The organism is Janthinobacterium kumbetense (assembly GCF_023703445.1).
Taxonomy (GTDB): Bacteria; Pseudomonadota; Gammaproteobacteria; order Burkholderiales; family Burkholderiaceae_D; genus Janthinobacterium; species Janthinobacterium kumbetense.
In genome coordinates, this window is the sequence record NZ_JAMQGR010000004.1 from 258,741 (window position 1) to 276,394 (window position 17,654).

The window sequence follows — 17,654 nt, forward strand, 5'->3', positions numbered from 1 at the left end:
AGCAAGGGCGCGTGCCTGTATCAACAAATATGCGCCACTTTCCTTGTATTCGAAAGGCACCATGAAATCATCTTCAAGCCTGTATCAACAATTGTGCGCCGCGCTGCTGTTCGCGCTGGCATTGTGCAGCGTCCAAGCCGTGGCGGCGCCCGGCGGCAGCGCCATCGGCAGTGCGCCGCAGGGGACGCTCGTCATCATCGGCGGCGGCCTGCGCGCCGATAATGCCGAGGTCTGGCAGCGCATCGTCAAGCTGTCGGGCGGGCCAGGCGCGCGCATCGCCGTGCTGGCCTCGGCCGCGATGAACCCGGAAAAATCGGGCGAAAGCATCATCAAAAAGCTGAACCAATATGGCGCCGATGCCTTTTTCGTGCCGCTGGCCGTCAAGCTGCCGAACAGGGATTACCGCAAGGCTGCCGAAGACCCCGCCATCGTCACGCAGATCAAGTCGGCCAGCGGCATCTATTTTGCCGGCGGAGACCAGGGGCGCATCACGCAAGCCTTGCTGCGGCCGGACGGCAGCCGTACGGCAGCGCTGGAAGCCATCTGGTCGGTCTATCGCAATGGCGGCGTGATCGCCGGTTCCAGCGCCGGTGCCGCCATCATGAGCACCACCATGTTCTACGACGCCAAGCCCGTGCTCGACATGCTCAAGATGGGCGTGACGGATGGCCGCGAGATCGCGCCCGGCCTGGGCTTCATCGGCAGCGATGTCTTCGTGGACCAGCATCTGCTGGTGCGCGGACGCTTTGCGCGCATGATTCCCGTGATGCTGAAAAAAGGCTATCACCTGGGGCTGGGCATCGATGAAAACAGCGCCATGGTGGTCGACGCCATGCGCGACGTGGAAGTCATCGGTTATAGCGGCGCCCTGCTGATCGACCTGTCGGGCGCCATCAGCGACCGTGGCGTGAAAAATTTTAACATCAGCAACGCGGCCATTAGCTACCTGGACCGGGGCGACAAATTCAACCTCGTCACGCGCGTGTTTACGCCGTCGCCGGACAAGGCCGACAACAAGCTCGATCCGAACCAGCCTGACATGCGCGAACCCGTTTTCACCAATGACATCCTCGGCAACAACGCCGTGCTGGACCTGATGGGCAACCTGATCGACAACGCGCAGCAGGAAGCCATCGGCATCGCCTTTGGCAACCCGCGCGACCCGTATCCGGACCTGGGCTTCGAGTTCCGCTTCAGTAAAACCGTCAACAGCGTCGGCTACAGCTCGACCGAGGCGGAAGCGTATTCGGTGCTGAAACTGCGCCTCGATATCCGCCCCATCCAGCTGCGCCAGCCCCTGTACCGCTACAAGTAAGCGGCGCGCCGCCAGCGCGGCCACGCGGCGATCGTCAAGGCCCTGAGTAGCCACTCGACGGGGCCATACGCGTGGCCGCGCAGCCACCAGCGGCTCAATGGCAGCTGGAGGCCGAAGATGATGACGGCCAGCGCCAGCGCGCCCAGCGGCGACACACTGCCCATCAGCCGCGCGCCATACGCGAGGAACAGCACGGCGCAGATGGCCGACTGCAGCAGGTAGTTCGACAGGGCCATGCGGCCCGTGTCGGCCAGCAGCGCAAACAGCGTGCCGTCGCGCAGGCGCTCGAACAGGGCCAGCGCCAGCGCCAGGTAGGCGCCCGCCAGCAGTGGCGCGCTCGCCAGGCCCACGGCCAGTCCCGCCACCTGCCATGCCTGGCTATCCCCATACACGGAGGTCCACGCGTAGAAGGCGGCGCCGGGCAATCCCGCCAGCGCGCCGGCCCACAGCAGGTGGCGGCGCAGCGGCAGATAATCGCTTGCGTGCAGCAGCATCTCGCGCTTGCCGGCGGCCAGGCCGCACAGGAACATGGCCAGCGCGCAGGGCGCCTGCACCAGCAGCAGGACGATCCAGATTTCACTCAGTTCGCGCAGGTGCTGCGCGATGACGGCGGCCGGCGTGGCATGGTAGGCGGCCAGGGCGGCAGCCACTTTCCGCGCCATCGCCACGGCATTGTCCGCGGCGTCGCCCGCCGGCTGCAGGCTTTGCAGCCACGCCATGCCGGCCCAGAATGCCACGCAGACGGCGACGAGTATCAACGCCAGGGACAGTGCCTGGCGTTCGCCGCAGCGGTGCAGCGCCAGCAGCACGATGCCCAGCAGAGCGTAAGTCGTGAGTATATCGCCATGGAACAGGAAGACGGCATGCAGGGCGCCGATCAGCCACAGGCCAGCCTGCCGGCGCAGCATGCGTGGCACGAACGGCGCGCCGGCCCGTGCGGCCGCCTGCATCTGCAAGGTGAAGCTGTAGCCGAACAGGAAGGAAAACAGCAGATAGAACTTGGTCTCGAACAGCAGCGCGACGAGGAAGTGCGTGGCGCGGTCCACGCTGCCGTGAAAGGCCGGATCGGTCAATCCCAGGCCGAACCACGGCGTGGCGAAGGCGCCGATGTTGACGACCAAAATGCCGAACAGGGCGCAGCCGCGCAGGGCGTCGACGTCGGCGATGCGTGTGGGCTGGGCTTGCATGGCGGCGCTCATGCCAGGGCAGGGCGCAGGAAGCGCGCCAGCAGCAGGTGCAGGCTGGCGCGCTGCGCCAGCGGTGCATAATCGGGATCGACGGCGACCCGGTTGAAGATGCCGTCGATCAGCGCGGCGATCCAGCTGGCCGTTTGCGCGGCGTCCAGCGCGGCGTCGACCTGGCCCCCTGATGCCGCCTCTTCCAGCAAGGCTTGCAAGCCGCCGCGCAGGCTGGCGTCGTTGCGCGCCACCCTGGCCGCGATATCCGCGTCGCGCATCGCCTCGGCGGATATTTCCAGCGCCAGCCCCGCAAAGTCGTCATCGGCCGCCAGCGCCAGCACCAGGTCCATGAAGTCGAGCAGGGCGCCGTAGGCATCGGCGCTGCCTTGCACGCCGGCGAAATAGGCGGCCGTCTCGCTGCCTTCCTCGTCGACGATGGCGGCGATGATGGCTTGCTTGGTGGGGAAGTAGTGAAACAGGTTGCCGGGACTCATGCCCGCCTGCGCGCAGATGGCGGCGGTGCTGGTCTGGTGAAAGCCCTTGCGCGCAAAGCAGTGGCGCGCGGCGGCGAGAATGGCGTCACGGCGGGCCGCGTGTTTGCCGGGATCGATGGTGCGCATGGCCCTTTCCTTTAGTTAATCGACTAGTCAGTCTAATATAGATTAATTGTATCGTATGGTCAAGCGAATCGCGTGAAATGGGCGCTTTGCACGCCCGCATCCTGTCGCTACAATGTGCCGCAGCGGTTTTTCCCGCACCTGCCGGCAGGCCCGCCGATTGTTTGGAAAACCGTTCCCTTCACCTGTTTTTCTACCGTTTTAGGAATGACATGCAGCAGACTCCGATTCGATCCTTCCTCTGCGCGCTGGCGCTGGCCGCCGGCATCGTCCCTGCCGCGCAGGCGGATAATGCGCCGCCGCCGGCCACCATGCGCCTCGATTACCAGCACAGCGGCAATGCGCTGGGCGAGCACTATGCGGTCGAGCGCGTGCTGGTCGAGCCCCTGCCATGGCCGGGCAACCTGGCGCGTCCCATCGACGACAGCAACCGCGGCAACAACCTGCTGGAAGTGGTCGACATCAAGTCGGGCAAGGTGCTGTATTCGCGCGGTTTTTCCACCATCTTCGGCGAATGGGCCAGCACCGATGAAGCGAAGACCACCACGCGCGCCTTCCAGGAATCCGTGCGCTTCCCGCAGCCCGAGCACCCCGTGCGCGTGCGCATCCTCAAGCGCGACGAGCGCGGCCTGTTTTCCGTTGTGTGGAGCACCGATGTCGACCCTGCAGCGCAGGACGTGATCCGCAAGCAGCCGCCGGCGCCCGTCCAGCCGATCCCGATCCGCATCAGCGGGCCATCGCCCGACAAGGTCGACCTGCTGATCATGGGCGACGGCTATACGGCCGCCGAAATGGGCAAGTTCGAAGCGACGGCGCGCAAGCTGGCTGACCATCTTTTCACCGTCTCGCCATTCCGCGAGCGGGCCAGGGACTTCAACGTGTGGGCCATGGCCGCGCCGACCCAGGAGTCGGGCGTGTCGCGCCCCTCGACGGGCGTGCATCACGCGTCGCCGCTGGGCACGCGCTACGACATCTTCGGCAGCGAGCGCTATGTGCTGACGACGGATAACCGCGCGCTGCGCGACCTGGCGCAGTACGCGCCGTATGAATTCATCGAAATCCTCGTCAACAACGATACTTACGGCGGCGGCGGCATCTTCGGCCAGTTCAGCACGGCGGCGGCCAATAGCGACTGGGCCAACTACCTGTTCGTGCATGAATTCGGCCACCATTTCGCCGGCCTGGCCGACGAGTACTACACCTCGCCCGTGGCCTATCAGTCGAATGGCGAGCGCCAGGAACCGTGGGAGCCAAACGCCACGGCGCTGCGCGATCCGGCCAGGCTGAAATGGAAGAACCACGTCAAGGCCGGCACGCCGCTGCCGACGCCATGGCCGAAGGAAGCATACGACAGCCATGCGCGCGAATACCAGAAGCAACGCGCGGCCCTGCGCGCGGCCAACCGCCCGGAAAGTGAGATGAGCGACTTGTTCAAGGCCGACCTGGCCTACACGCAGCAGCTGTTCTCGAAGGCGCCGCAGCGCCATGCGGTGGGCGCCTTCGAAGGCGCGAACTACGAGTCGTCCGGCTACTACCGGCCCGAGATGCAGTGCATCATGTTCGACCGCAGCGAGACGTTCTGCTCCGTGTGCCAGGATGGCATCAGCACCATCATCGACCTGTATTCGCGTCCCGCCGCGGCGCCGGGCAAATAATGCCGCTCTTGCCGCTTCCGTAATGCATGGGGGGTCATGTTGCATCGCAATAGCATGACCCCTATTCTGCCTCTCCCCACCGCCTGCCTTCCGCCGCTGTCCAGCGCTGCTTGTTTTCCATGCAATACCAATTGTCGCTCACCTGCGCGCTTTTCTTCTCGCTAGCCCAGTGATATTATCAAATCAATACGTTCACACGCTTGCCTGAAAAATATTTCATTTAGATAATATTGAGGTAAAATTTGATTTACATCAATGTTGCATTGCCGCAATCGCACTTATAGTTGACCTAGCTCAAAGCGTCATGGAATGCGGATCGGACTCATCACGAATCACGCGTCTAAATGCTGTAGAGTAATTTCGCCCCGTACCAGTTCCCCGAAAATGCACTGGTGCGTGCCTCGAATTTCAGTGACGGAAGCCGATTCATGAAGATGCAGACCCCCGCGCCTGACGCGTGCAGTACCTTACACCCCCACACTCCCATTGCCTTGCCGTATGCGCGTGCCGGCGGCGTGACGCTGGCCACTTGCGCCGCCGCTATGCACGCCGGCGCGGTGCGATGCGTGCATGCGGCCACGCCGTGGCCCGCCCTGCGTCCGGTCCAGGCATGACGGCCGACTTGCGGCCCTTGCCTTTGCAGGGCAAGCGGGGCCTGGTGGTGGGTATCGCCAACACGCAAAGCATCGCCTGGGGCTGCGCCAGCGCACTGCGCGCGGCCGGCGCCGAACTGGCCGTGACCTGGCTCAATGACAAGGCCCGTTCATACGTGGAACCGCTGGCGCAGCAAGTGCGGGCGGCCATCATGGCGCCGCTCGACGTGGCTGTGCCGGGCCAGCTCGAAGCGCTGTTCGCGCAGATCGAACGGCAATGGGGGCGGCTCGATTTCGTCGTCCATTCCATTGCCTATGCGCCGAAGCAGGACTTGCATGGCCGCGTGACGGACAGTTCAGCCGACGGCTTTGCGCAGGCGATGGATATCTCTTGCCACTCCTTCATGCGCATGGCGAAACTGGCCGAACCGCTGATGCCGAACGGCGGCAGCCTGATGACCATGAGTTATTTGGGCGCGGAGGAAGTCATCGCCGACTATGGCCTGATGGGGCCCGTGAAGGCGGCGCTGGAAGCGTCGGTGCGCTACTTGGCCGCCGAACTGGGCCCGCAAGGCATCCGCGTCAACGCCATTTCGCCGGGGCCATTGGAAACGCGGGCCGCTTCCGGCATCGCCCATTTCGACCGCCTGATGGCCGACGCCATCGAACGCTCGCCCATGCGGCGCCTGGCCACCATCGAGGACGTGGGCGCGCTGTGCGCCTTCCTCGCCGGCGACGGCGCGCGCGCCATCACGGGCGGCACTCTGTACGTCGATGGCGGCTACAACATTCTGAATTGACTGGAAGAAGATGACCATGGCTGTTCCTACTTTGCCCAACTGCGCCAGGATGGCCGCGCTGGCCACCGCGCTGGCCCTGGCCGGCTGCGCCTCGATGGCGCCGCCGTATGCGCCACCGCCACTGCCCGTGGCGGCGCAGTATCCGGAAACCGATTCCGCCGGTGCGCACGCGCCCGACGTCGCCTGGCAAGCCTACTTTGCCGACGCGCGCCTGCAGGCGCTGGCGAGCAACCGTGACATCCGCATCGCCGCCTTGCGCGTGGAAGAGGCGCGCGCCGCGTATGGCATCCAGCGCGCCGAACAATTTCCCACCATTGCGCTGGGCGCTTCGGGCAGCCGCGCGCGCGTGCCCGGTGACCTGAGCGTGACGGGCCGTCCCATGACGAGCGCGCAGTACCAGGCAGGCTTGAACGTGAGCGCCTGGGAACTCGACTTCTGGGGCCGCGTGCGCAGCCTGAAGGACAGCGCCCTGCAAACCCTGCTGGCCAGCGACGAGGCGCGCCGCGCCGTCGGCGTGGCCCTGGTGGCGCAGGTGGCCAATGGCTACCTTGGCTTGCGCGAACTCGATGAACGCGTGGAACTGGCGCGCGCCACCGTCGACAGCCGCGCCGAATCGCTGCGCATCTTCACGCGCCGCTTTGAAGTCGGGTCGATTTCCAAGCTGGACCTGACGCAGGTGGAAACCTTGCTCAGCCAGGCCTTGTCGCTGTCGGCGCAGCTGGAACAGGCGCGCGCCGTGCAGGCGCACGCGCTGGCCCAACTGGTGGGCGGCCCCATCGACCTGACGCCGGTGGCTGGTGAGGTGCGCCGCTTCGACGACGCCAGCGTGCTGCAGCCGCTGCATGCGGGCCTGCCCTCGGCTTTGCTCACGCAGCGTCCCGACCTGGTGGCGGCCGAACATCAGCTGCGCGCCGCGCAAGCCAATATCGGCGCCGCGCGCGCCGCCTTCTTCCCGACGATTTCCTTGACGGCGGCCTACGGCACGGCCAGCGCGGAATTGAGCGGCTTGTTCGATTCGGGCAGCGGCGCGTGGAATTTCGCGCCGCGCCTGGTGCTGCCGATCTTTGACGCGGGCCGCCTGCGCGCGAATATGGAACTGGCCGAGGTGCGCCGCGACGTGGCCGTGGCCAACTACGAAAAGAGCGTGCAGGGTGCTTTCCGCGAAGTGGCCGATGCGCTGTCGAACCGGCGCTGGCTGGCGCTGCAGGTCGATATCGGCAAGACCACGCTGGCCGCGCAGAGCGAACGGGCGCGCCTGGCCAAGCTGCGCTACGACAATGGCGCCGCGCCCTACCTGGAAGTGCTCGACGCGCAGCGCGATTTGCTGACGGTCGAGCAGCAGCTGGTGCAGACGCGCCGCGCGCTGCTCTCGAGCCAGGTCAGCCTGTATGCGGCGTTGGGCGGTGGCGCGCCAGCCACTTCCGCCGCCGCTTCCACCCACTAATTTGATCGCCCCGATACCATGACTCCACAACTGAAGAAAAAACTCATTCCCGCCGCGCTGTTCGTGGCCGTCCTCGTGCTGGGCTATGTGGCTTGGCAAAAAATGCGTCCCACGGGCCCAGGTGAAGGTTTCGTCAGCGGCAATGGCCGCATCGAAGCGACGGAAATCGACGTCGCCACCAAGCTGGCGGGCCGGGTCCAGGAGATCCTTGTGCGCGAGGGCGACTTCGTCAAGGCGGGCCAGCCGCTGGCCACCATGCAGGTCGATTCCCTGACGGCCCAGCGCGACGAGGCGCGCGCGCGCCAGCAGCAGGCGTCCGACGCGGTGGTGGGCGCGCAGGCGCAGGTGGCTGTGCGCGAGAGCGACAAGGCGGCCGCGCTGGCCATGGTGGCGCAGCGTGAAAGCGAACTCGATGCGGCCAAGCGCCGCCTGGCCCGTTCCGAAACCCTGTCGAAAGAGGGGGCCTCCTCGGTGCAGGAACTCGACGACGACCGTGCCCGCGTGCGCAGCGTGGCAGCAGCATTGAACGCGGCCAAGGCGCAAGTGACGGCGGCGCAGGCGGCCATCGACGCGGCAAAGGCGCAGGTGGTGGGTTCGCGCTCCGCCGTCGTCGCCGCCGAGGCGACGACGGCGCGCATCGATTCCGACCTGGCCGATGGCCAGCTGACGGCGCCGCGCGACGGCCGCGTGCAATACCTGGTGGCGCAGCAGGGCGAAGTGCTGGCGGGCGGCGGCAAGGTGCTCAACCTGGTCGACCTGTCGGACGTCTACATGACCTTCTTCCTGCCCGAGACGGCGGCCGGCAAGGTGGCGCTGGGCGGCGAAGTGCGCATCATCCTCGACGCGGCGCCCAACTACGTGATTCCGGCAACGATCTCGTTCGTTGCGGCCAGCGCGCAATTCACGCCGAAGACGGTGGAAACGGCCAGCGAGCGCCAGAAGCTGATGTTCCGCGTGAAGGCGCAGATCAGCCGCGAGCTGCTGCAAAAGCATCTGGCGCTGGTGAAAGTGGGCTTGCCTGGCGTGGCGTGGGTGCGTCTCGATGCGAAGCAGGCATGGCCCGCTGAACTGACTGCCAAGGTTCCGCAGTGAGCATGGACGTGAACTCCTTTGTCGTCCGCATCAAGGGCGTCAGCCAGCATTACGGCAAGACGGTGGCGCTCGACGCCATCGACCTGGACGTGCCGGCCGGCCGCATGGTGGGTTTGATCGGGCCCGATGGCGTGGGCAAATCGAGCTTGCTGTCGCTGGTGGCCGGCGCGCGTGCCGTGCAGCAGGGCAGCGTGATGGCGCTGGGCGGCGACATGCGCGATGCGCGTCACCGCGACGACGTCTGCCCCCGCATCGCCTACATGCCGCAAGGCTTGGGCAAGAATCTGTATCCGACCTTGTCTGTCGAGGAAAACCTGCAGTTTTTCGCGCGCCTGTTCGGCCACGACGCGGCCGAACGCCGCCGCCGCATCGACCAGCTGACCCGCAGCACGGGCTTGCAGCCCTTCCTGGCGCGCCCGGCGGGCAAGCTGTCGGGTGGCATGAAGCAGAAGCTGGGCCTGTGCTGCGCCTTGATCCACGATCCCGACCTGCTCATTCTCGATGAACCCACCACCGGCGTCGATCCGCTGGCGCGCGCCCAGTTCTGGGACTTGATCGCCGGCATCCGCGTGCAGCGCCCGCAAATGAGCGTGATGGTGGCCACCGCCTACATGGACGAGGCGCAGCGCTTCGATTGGTTAGTGGCCATGGATGACGGCAAGGTGCTCGATACGGGCACGCCGGCCGAACTGCTGGCGCGCACGGACAGCGGCAACCTGGAAGCGGCCTTCATCAAGCTGCTGCCCGACGCCAAGCGCGCCGGTCACCAGCCCGTCGTCATCACGCCGCTGGATGCGGCCAGTGCGCAGGACGTGGCCATCGAGGCCAAAGACCTGACCATGCGCTTCGGCGATTTCACGGCCGTCGACCATGTGAATTTCCGCATCGGTCGCGGCGAGATTTTCGGCTTCCTGGGATCGAACGGCTGCGGCAAGTCGACCACCATGAAGATGCTCACGGGCCTCTTGCCGGCGACGGAAGGCAAGGCCTGGCTGTTCGGCAAGGAGGTCGATTCCAACGATATCGACACGCGCCGCAGGGTCGGCTACATGTCTCAGGCCTTCTCCCTGTATAGCGAATTGACGGTGCGCCAGAACCTGGTGCTGCACGCGCGCCTGTTCCACGTCCCGGAAGCTGAAATCGGTGCACGCATCGACGAGATGGCGCAGCGCTTCGACTTGCGCGCAGTGATGGACGACTTGCCCGACAGTCTGCCGCTGGGCATACGCCAGCGGCTGTCGCTGGCCGTGGCCATGGTGCACAAGCCGGAAATGCTGATCCTCGACGAGCCGACGTCCGGCGTCGACCCCATCGCGCGCGACAATTTCTGGCGCCTGATGATCGAGCTGGCGCGGCGCGACCGCGTCACCATTTTCATCTCCACCCACTTCATGAACGAGGCCGAGCGCTGCGACCGCATTTCGCTGATGCACGCGGGTAAAGTGCTGGTCAGCGATGCGCCGGCAGAACTGGTGCGCAAGAAGGGCGCACCGTCGCTGGAAGCGGCTTTCATCGCCTACCTGGAAGAGGCGGGCGGCGGCACGGCGCCCGCGGCAGTGCAGGAAACGCCGGCGCCCGCGCAGGAAGCGGCAGTGCAGGCACCAGCGCCGCAGCACCGGCGCAGCCGTTTCAGCCTGGGACGCATGCTCAGCTACATGTGGCGCGAGACGCTGGAATTGCGCCGCGACCCCGTGCGCCTGACCCTGGCGCTGGGCGGCTCCGTGCTGCTGCTGTTCGTCATCGGCTTCGGCATCAGCCTGGACGTCGAAGACCTCAGTTATGCGGTACTTGACCACGACCAGACGACTTTGAGCCAGAATTACACGAACAACCTGGCCGGCTCGCGCTACTTCATCGAGCGACCGCCCTTGCGCGACTATGCCGATATCGACAAGCGCATGCGCAGCGGCGAACTGTCGCTGGCCATAGAAATTCCGCCCGGCTTTGCGCGCGACGTGCAGCGCGGCGCGCCGGCCCAGGTGGGCGCGTGGATCGACGGCGCCATGCCGATGCGCGCCGAAACCGTGCAGGGCTACGTGCAGGGCATGCATCAGCTGTGGCTGGCCGACCAGGCCTTGCACCGCTATGGCATCACGATGAACAACCCCGTCGCCATCCAGACGCGCTACCGCTACAACCCGGACGTGAAAAGCCTGCCGGCGATGGTGCCGGCCGTGATTCCCCTGCTGCTGCTGATGCTGCCGGCCATGCTGGCGGCGCTGTCCGTGGTGCGTGAAAAGGAACTGGGCTCCATCATCAACCTGTACGTGACGCCCGTCACGCGCCTGGAATTCTTGCTTGGCAAGCAGGTGCCGTACGTGCTGCTGGCCATGCTCAATTTCATCCTCATGGCGCTGCTGGCGGTGACGGCCTTCGGCGTGCCGGTCAAGGGCAGCTTGCCGACCCTGATCGGCGCCACCTTCATCTTCAATATCTGCGCCACCGGCATCGGCCTGTTCGCGTCGACGTTCACGCGCAGCCAGATCGCGGCCCTGTTCGTGACCATGATCGGCACCATGATCCCGGCCATCCAGTTTTCAGGCCTGCTCAATCCCGTCTCGTCGATGGAAGGCGTGGGTAAGGCGATCGGCCTGATGTACCCGGCCACGCACATGCTCAATATCAGCCGGGGGGTGTTCAACAAGGCGCTGGGATTCGGCGACCTGCATGCCTCGTTCTGGCCCCTGATCGTCGCCATTCCCGTGATCCTTGGTGTGACGGTGGCGCTGCTGAAGAAACAGGAGAGCTGATATGCGGCATCTTGAAAATATCTACCGCCTGGGCGTGAAGGAAATCTGGAGCCTGATCCGCGATCCCATGATGCTGATCCTGATCCTCTACACGTTCACGTTGGCCATCTACGTGGCCGCCACGGCCAAGCCGGAAACCCTGCACATGGCCTCGATCGCCATCGTCGACGAGGATGGCTCGCCCCTGTCCGGGCGCATCGCCTCGGCCTTCTTTCCGCCCCAGTTCACGCCGCCGGCCATGATCAACCAGAGCCAGGTCGATGCGGGCCTGGACGCGGGCAAGTACACCTTCGTGCTGACGATACCGCCCAAGCTGCAGGCCGACGTGCTGGGCGGGCGCCAGGCGGAACTGCAGCTGAACGTGGATGCGACGCGCATGAGCCAGGCCTTCAGCGGCAGCGGCTACATCCAGCAGATCGTCGCCGGTGAAGTGGCCGAATTCGCCAAACGCTATCGGGGCGCGACCGTCTCGCCGGTGGAACTGGTGATGCGCGCGCGCTTCAATCCATCGCTGAGCCAGGCGTGGTTTGGCTCGCTGATGGAAATCATCAACCAGGTGACGATGCTGTCGATCATCCTCACCGGCGCGGCCCTGATCCGCGAGCGCGAACACGGCACCATCGAGCATCTGCTGGTGATGCCCGTCACGCCGGCCGAAATCATGCTGGGCAAGGTATGGTCGATGGGCCTGGTGGTGCTGCTGGCCGCCGCCCTGTCGCTGAACCTGGTGGTGCGCGGCATGCTGCACGTGCCCATCGAAGGCTCGATCGCGCTGTTCCTGTGCGGCGCGGCGCTGCACCTGTTTGCCACCACGTCGATGGGCATTTTCCTCGCCACCGTGGCGCGCAGCATGCCGCAGTTCGGCATGCTGCTGATCCTCGTGCTGCTGCCGCTGCAGATGCTGTCGGGCGGCAGCACGCCGCGCGAAAGCATGCCCGAGCTGGTGCAAAACATCATGCTGATCGCCCCGACCACGCATTTCGTCGAGTTGAGCCAGGCGATTCTGTACCGGGGTGCCGGCATCGACGTGGTGTGGAAGCCGTTCCTGGCCTTGCTGGCCATCGGCACGGCCTTGTTTACCTTCGCGCTGGCGCGCTTTCGCAAGACCATCAGCCAGATGGCGTAGCCCCCGCGCCGGAATGGTCCGGCGTTTTTTGCATGAAAAGGATAGCCATGAAGATCGAAGCTGCACCATTTTTCTCCACCGGCGGCTTGCCGTCGCTGGGCGTGCTGGGCGACTATGCGCGCGACTCGTGGCAGCGCATCGTGCTGTACGCGGACGTGATGCGCCGGCGCGGCAACCAGTACCAGGAGCACATGGCCGAGGAAGTGCCGAACGTGTTGGACTTTCCCGCCGAACTGGTGATGTCGGGCCTGGAACTGGCGCGTCCCGTCAACTACGGCCTGGCGCGCATCTTGACGCCAGATGCGCCGGAACCCGATCCATCGAAGCGGCCATTCGTCGTCGTCGACCCGCGCGCGGGACACGGTCCCGGCATCGGCGGCTTCAAGGCCGAAAGCGAAATCGGCGTGGCCTTGCGCGCCGGCCACCCGTGCTACTTCATCGGCTTCCTGCCCGATCCCGTGCCGGGACAGACGGTGGAAGACGTGATGCACGCCGAGGCGGCCTTCCTGGAAACAGTCATCGCCCTGCATCCGCTCAGCGAGGGCAAGCCCGTCGTCATCGGCAATTGCCAGGCGGGCTGGCAAATCCTCATGACGGCGGCCATGCGCCCGGAATTGTTCGGTCCCATCATCGTGGCTGGCGCACCCGTGTCGTACTGGGCCGGCTGGCATGGCCGCAATCCGATGCGCTACGCGGGCGGCCTGATGGGCGGCAGCTGGGCCACGGCGCTGGCGGGCGACCTGGGCAACGGCCGTTTCGACGGCGCCAGCCTGGTGCAGAATTTCGAGAAGCTCAACCCGGCCAACACCCTGTGGAGCAAGCAGTACAACCTGTATGCGAACATCGACACGGAAGCGCCCCGTTACCTGGAATTTGAAAAGTACTGGGGCGGCCACGTGTTCCTCAACGACGTCGAGATGCAGTACATCGTCGACAATCTGTTCATCGGCAACCGCCTGGCCACGGCGGAACTGATCACCTCCGATGGCGTGCGCCTGGACTTGCGCAATATCCGTTCGCCCATCGTCGTGTTTTGCTCGAACGGCGACAACATCACGCCGCCGCCGCAGGCGCTGGGCTGGATCACGGACCTGTACCGCGATGACAAGGATGTGCTGATGCACGACCAGACCATCGTGTATGCCGTGCATGACAGCATCGGCCACCTGGGCATCTTCGTCTCGGCCAAGGTGGGACACAAGGAACACCAGAAATTCGCCAGCAATATCGATCTGATCAACCTGCTGCCGGCCGGTATCTACGAAGCGCGGATTGTCGACAAGACGCCCGACACGCCGAACGCCGACCTGGCCAGCGGCGACTATGTGCTGCAGGTCGAGCACCGCGGTATCGAGGACGTGCGCGCCATCGTGCAGCCAAGCGTGGAGAACGACCGCAAGTTCGCCGCCGCCGCGCGCGTGTCCGAAGTGAACCTGGCCCTGTACCGCACGTTTGCGCAGCCGTGGGTACGCGCCATGGTCACGCCGCAGTCAGCTCGCTTCCTGCAGCTCGCGCATCCGCTGCGCGTGTCGTACGAACGCTGGACGGACCACAATCCGCTGGCCAGGCTGGTGGCCAAGGAGGCGGAAAAAGTGCGTACCCACCGCCAGCCGGTATCGCCCGACAATCCGCTGCTGGCCATGCAGGAAGCAGTTTCAGGCGCCATCACGGCTGGCTTGAACGGCTGGCGCGACTGGCGCGATACGGTGCAGGAAACCACCTTCGACCTGGTGTACGGCTCGCCCCTGGTGCAGGCGCTGACGGGACAAGCCATCGGCGACACTACGCCGCCGCGCCCCCATCCCGGTATCTCGCCCGAGCATTGCGAATACGTGCGTTGCGAAACGCGCAAGATGGACGAGGACATGCAGCGGGGCGGCCTGGTGGAAGCGGCCGTGCGCGCGCTGTTCTACATCTACCGCTTCCGCATGATCGCCGACGAGCGCAGGGTCAACCTGGCCCTGAAATTGATCAAGCCGCAGTACCGGCAGGATGTCAACATGGAGGAATTCCGCGGCATCGTGCGCCAGCAGGCGCGCTTGATGCTGCATGATTTCGATGCCGCCATCGCCGCCTTGCCGATTCTGCTGTCGCGCGCCAGCCCGGACGACATCGGCGCGCTGTCCGAATGGCTGCAGCAAGTGCTGCAAGTGCCCGAAGCGCCGACGCCGGACGAGGAAGCGAGCCTGCAGCAGATGCAAGACGTCTTCGAGCGCGCGATCAAGGCGCAAGCGAAGGCGTTGCCGTCGGACGCGCGCTCATCCCCTGCCGGGCCAAAAGCCAAGCCGGCCAAACACATTACCCCTGTATAGAAGACCACGATGACTACTACCCAAGACGATGACTTGAATATCGTACGCAACCGCACCTTCGACCAGATCGCCATCGGCGACAGCGCCAGCATCACGCGCACCCTGAGCATGGACGATATCGCCCTGTTCGCGGTGATGTCGGGCGATGACAACCCGCAGCACCTCGATGCCGAATTTGCCGCCGCCAGCCGCTACCAGGGCGTGATCGCCCACGGCATGTGGGGCGCGGCCCTCATTTCCGCCGTGCTGGGCACGCGCCTGCCCGGCGCCGGCACCGTCTACACGGGCCAGACCCTGCGCTTTTTGCAGCCCGTGCGCGTGGGCGATACGCTGGCCATCAGCGTCACCGTCACGGCCCTTGAGCCGCGCAGCCGCCACGTGACCCTGGCGTGCCGCTGCGTCAACCAGCATGGTGCCGTGGTGCTCGACGGCGAGGCGCAGGTGATTGCGCCCGCCGAACAGATCGAACGCCAGCGCGCCACCCTGCCCGAAGTGCGTCTGCATAACGGCGACGGCACGCGGCGCCTGCTGGAACATGCGCGCACCCTGGGCCCCATCAAGGTGGCCGTGATCCATCCTTGCGATGAACTGAGCCTATCCGGCGCGCTCGACGCGCATGCGGCCGGCCTGATCACGCCCGTGCTGGTGGCGCCGCGCGCGCGCCTGGAGGCGGTGGCGCTGGAAGCTGGCCTGAGCCTGGCGGGCATCGCCATCGAGGACGTCGAGCATAGCCATGCGGCAGCTGCGCGCGGCGCCGAACTGGCGGGCAAGGGCGAAGTGGAAGCCTTGATGAAGGGCAGCCTGCACACGGATGAACTGATGTCGGCCGTGCTGTCGGCCAGCGCCGGCCTGCGCACCAAGCGCCGCATCAGCCACTGCTTCCTGATGCAGACACCCGCGTATCCGCGTCCCTTCATCATCACGGACGCGGCCATCAATATCGCGCCGAACCTGGCCATGAAGGCCGACATCGTGCGCAACGCCATCGACCTGGCGCACGTGATCGGCGTGGCCAGGCCGCGCGTGGCCATCCTGGCCGCCGTGGAAACGGTGAACGCGGACATGCCCGCCACGCTCGATGCCGCCGCCCTGTGCAAGATGGCCGACCGCGGGCAAATCACGGGGGCGATCCTCGACGGCCCGCTGGCTTTCGATAACGCCGTCTCGATCGCCGCCGCCACCGTCAAGGGCATCGTCTCCGAGGTGGCGGGCCGCGCCGATATCTTGCTGGTGCCCGATCTGGAAAGCGGCAACATGCTGGCCAAGCAGCTCGAATACATGGGCGACGCGGACAGCGCCGGCATCGTGCTGGGCGCGAAAATCCCCGTCATCCTGACCAGCCGCGCCGACTCGCGCGCCAGCCGCATCGCCTCATGCGCCATCGCCGTGATGCTGGCCAACCATTACCGGAGCACGCCGCCATGAACGCGCCAATCACCCATGCCGATGGCACCCTGATCCTGGTGCTCAATTGCGGCTCGTCGAGCATCAAGTTCGCCTTGTTCGAGCAAGCGGGCGGCGTACTGCCGCAGCAGGCGCAATGGAGCGGCAAGGTCGAAGGCATCGGCCGCGAAAACGCCACTTACCGTGCCGGCGGACTGCCGGCAGTCGCCTTGCAGCTGGACCCGGAGCAGCCGCATCACGCGGCCCTCGAATACATCCGCGCGCAAGTGGTGGCGCAGCTGGCCGGGCGTCCGCTGCGCGCCGTGGCGCATCGCGTGGTGCATGGCGGCAGCAAGTATTTCGCCCCCGTGCGCATCGATTTCACCGTATTGGCCGGCCTGAAAAGTTTCGTCCCGCTCGCGCCCCTGCACCAGCCGTTCGCGCTGGAGGCAATCGAGGTGCTGCTGGAATCGCGGCCCGACATCGCCCAGGTGGCGTGCTTCGACACGGCCTTCCACCACACGGTGCCGCAGGTCGAGCAGATGCTGGCACTGCCGTACGATGCGTGGGAGCGGGGCTTGCGCCGCTACGGCTTCCACGGCCTGTCGTACGAATACCAGTCGCTGGTGCTGGAGCAGCGCTTCGGTGCTGCCGCGCGCGGCAAGGTCATCGTGGCCCACCTGGGCAGCGGCGCCAGCCTGTGCGCCATGGATAATCTGCACAGCGTGGCCACCACCATGGGCTTTTCCGCGCTCGACGGCTTGATGATGGGCACGCGCTGCGGCTCGCTCGATCCGGGCGCCGTCATCTACTTGATGGAGATCGAAAAGCTGTCGCTGGAAAAGGTGGCGCACGTGCTGTACCACGAGTCGGGCTTGCTGGGCGTGTCGGGCGTGTCGGCCGATCCACCGGTCTTGCTGGCGCAGCAGGAGCGCCAGGATGCCACGGGCGAGCGCATCCGCGCCGCGCTGGCTTTATATATCCGCCGCATCGTGCGCGAGATCGGTGCCCTGACGGCCGTGCTGGGCGGGCTGGACATGCTGGTGTTTACGGCCGGTATCGGCGAGCACAGCGCCGAGCTGCGCCAGCGCATCTGCGCCGAACTGGGTTTTATTGGTCCCGTGCTCGACGCGCAGGCCAATGCGCGCAACGCCAGCCGCATTTCCAGCGATGCCAGCCGCATCGTGGTGGGCGTGGAGCCGGCCAATGAGGAGTGGGTGGCGGCGCGCCACGCGGCCCTGGCCGTCAGCGTGTGAGGTCCTGCAGTGTACGGCCGCGCTCGATGGGAAGTTTGCCGAAATGCACATATTTTCCGTTGAGTGCGCTAACGCACTGTGTGGTTTGCCAGTTATCTTTACTATGAAGTCATGCCATTGCGCTACATCAAGA

General features: G+C 65.7%; 12 protein-coding genes. 10 read left to right on the forward strand and 2 right to left on the reverse strand.

The genetic code is table 11. The features are described 5' to 3' along the window. Window positions 1–61: 61 nt before the first annotated feature. A complete protein-coding gene (locus NCG91_RS14820) occupies window positions 62–1,315 on the forward strand; it encodes a cyanophycinase (protein WP_251350229.1) in 1,254 nt (417 codons plus the stop codon). On the opposite strand, the gene NCG91_RS14825 is transcribed toward NCG91_RS14820, so the two are convergent. Beyond that, window positions 1,306–2,514 carry a DUF418 domain-containing protein gene (locus NCG91_RS14825; RefSeq protein ID WP_435526488.1) on the reverse strand — a complete coding sequence of 403 codons (1,209 nt, stop codon included), beginning with the start codon at window positions 2,512–2,514 and terminating at the stop codon, window positions 1,306–1,308. The genes NCG91_RS14820 and NCG91_RS14825 overlap by 10 nt on opposite strands. Beyond that, the gene (locus NCG91_RS14830) at window positions 2,511–3,113 is read right to left on the reverse strand and encodes a TetR/AcrR family transcriptional regulator (RefSeq protein ID WP_251350231.1); all 603 of its coding nucleotides are present in this window, start codon (window positions 3,111–3,113) and stop codon (window positions 2,511–2,513) included. Before NCG91_RS14830 ends, NCG91_RS14825 begins: the two co-directional genes overlap by 4 nt. 209 nt (window positions 3,114–3,322) lie before the next feature. Here NCG91_RS14830 and NCG91_RS14835 point away from each other — a divergent pair, with 209 nt between their 5' ends. The 9 genes from NCG91_RS14835 (at window position 3,323) to NCG91_RS14875 (ending at window position 17,521) form a co-directional block, all read left to right on the forward strand. Beyond that, window positions 3,323–4,765 carry an IgA Peptidase M64 gene (locus tag NCG91_RS14835; protein WP_251350232.1) on the forward strand — a complete coding sequence of 481 codons (1,443 nt, stop codon included), beginning with the start codon at window positions 3,323–3,325 and terminating at the stop codon, window positions 4,763–4,765. Between the two features lie 610 nt (window positions 4,766–5,375). Beyond that, window positions 5,376–6,158 carry an enoyl-ACP reductase FabI gene (fabI, locus tag NCG91_RS14840; protein ID WP_251350332.1) on the forward strand — a complete coding sequence of 261 codons (783 nt, stop codon included), beginning with the start codon at window positions 5,376–5,378 and terminating at the stop codon, window positions 6,156–6,158. Window positions 6,159–6,174: 16 nt separating this feature from the next. Beyond that, the gene (locus NCG91_RS14845) at window positions 6,175–7,602 is read left to right on the forward strand and encodes an efflux transporter outer membrane subunit (protein WP_435526489.1); all 1,428 of its coding nucleotides are present in this window, start codon (window positions 6,175–6,177) and stop codon (window positions 7,600–7,602) included. Between the two features lie 18 nt (window positions 7,603–7,620). Beyond that, window positions 7,621–8,694: an HlyD family secretion protein gene (locus NCG91_RS14850; protein ID WP_251350234.1), complete on the forward strand. Its 1,074-nt coding sequence runs from the start codon at window positions 7,621–7,623 to the stop codon at window positions 8,692–8,694. Between the two features lie 2 nt (window positions 8,695–8,696). Beyond that, window positions 8,697–11,444, forward strand: coding sequence for a ribosome-associated ATPase/putative transporter RbbA (gene rbbA, locus NCG91_RS14855; RefSeq protein ID WP_251350235.1), 2,748 nt, complete (start codon window positions 8,697–8,699; stop codon window positions 11,442–11,444). A 1-nt stretch (window position 11,445) separates the two neighbouring features. Next, on the forward strand, window positions 11,446–12,570 hold the full coding sequence (locus tag NCG91_RS14860; RefSeq protein ID WP_251350236.1) for an ABC transporter permease: 1,125 nt from the start codon (window positions 11,446–11,448) through the stop codon (window positions 12,568–12,570). Window positions 12,571–12,617: 47 nt separating this feature from the next. Continuing rightward, window positions 12,618–14,882 (forward strand): DUF3141 domain-containing protein, encoded by a 2,265-nt coding sequence (locus NCG91_RS14865; protein WP_251350237.1) that lies wholly within the window; start codon window positions 12,618–12,620, stop codon window positions 14,880–14,882. A 9-nt stretch (window positions 14,883–14,891) separates the two neighbouring features. Further along, window positions 14,892–16,307 carry a bifunctional enoyl-CoA hydratase/phosphate acetyltransferase gene (locus tag NCG91_RS14870; RefSeq protein ID WP_251350238.1) on the forward strand — a complete coding sequence of 472 codons (1,416 nt, stop codon included), beginning with the start codon at window positions 14,892–14,894 and terminating at the stop codon, window positions 16,305–16,307. Continuing rightward, a complete protein-coding gene (locus NCG91_RS14875; RefSeq protein ID WP_251350239.1) occupies window positions 16,304–17,521 on the forward strand; it encodes an acetate/propionate family kinase in 1,218 nt (405 codons plus the stop codon). The genes NCG91_RS14870 and NCG91_RS14875 overlap by 4 nt, the downstream gene beginning before the upstream one ends. The last annotated feature ends 133 nt before the right edge of the window (window positions 17,522–17,654 follow it).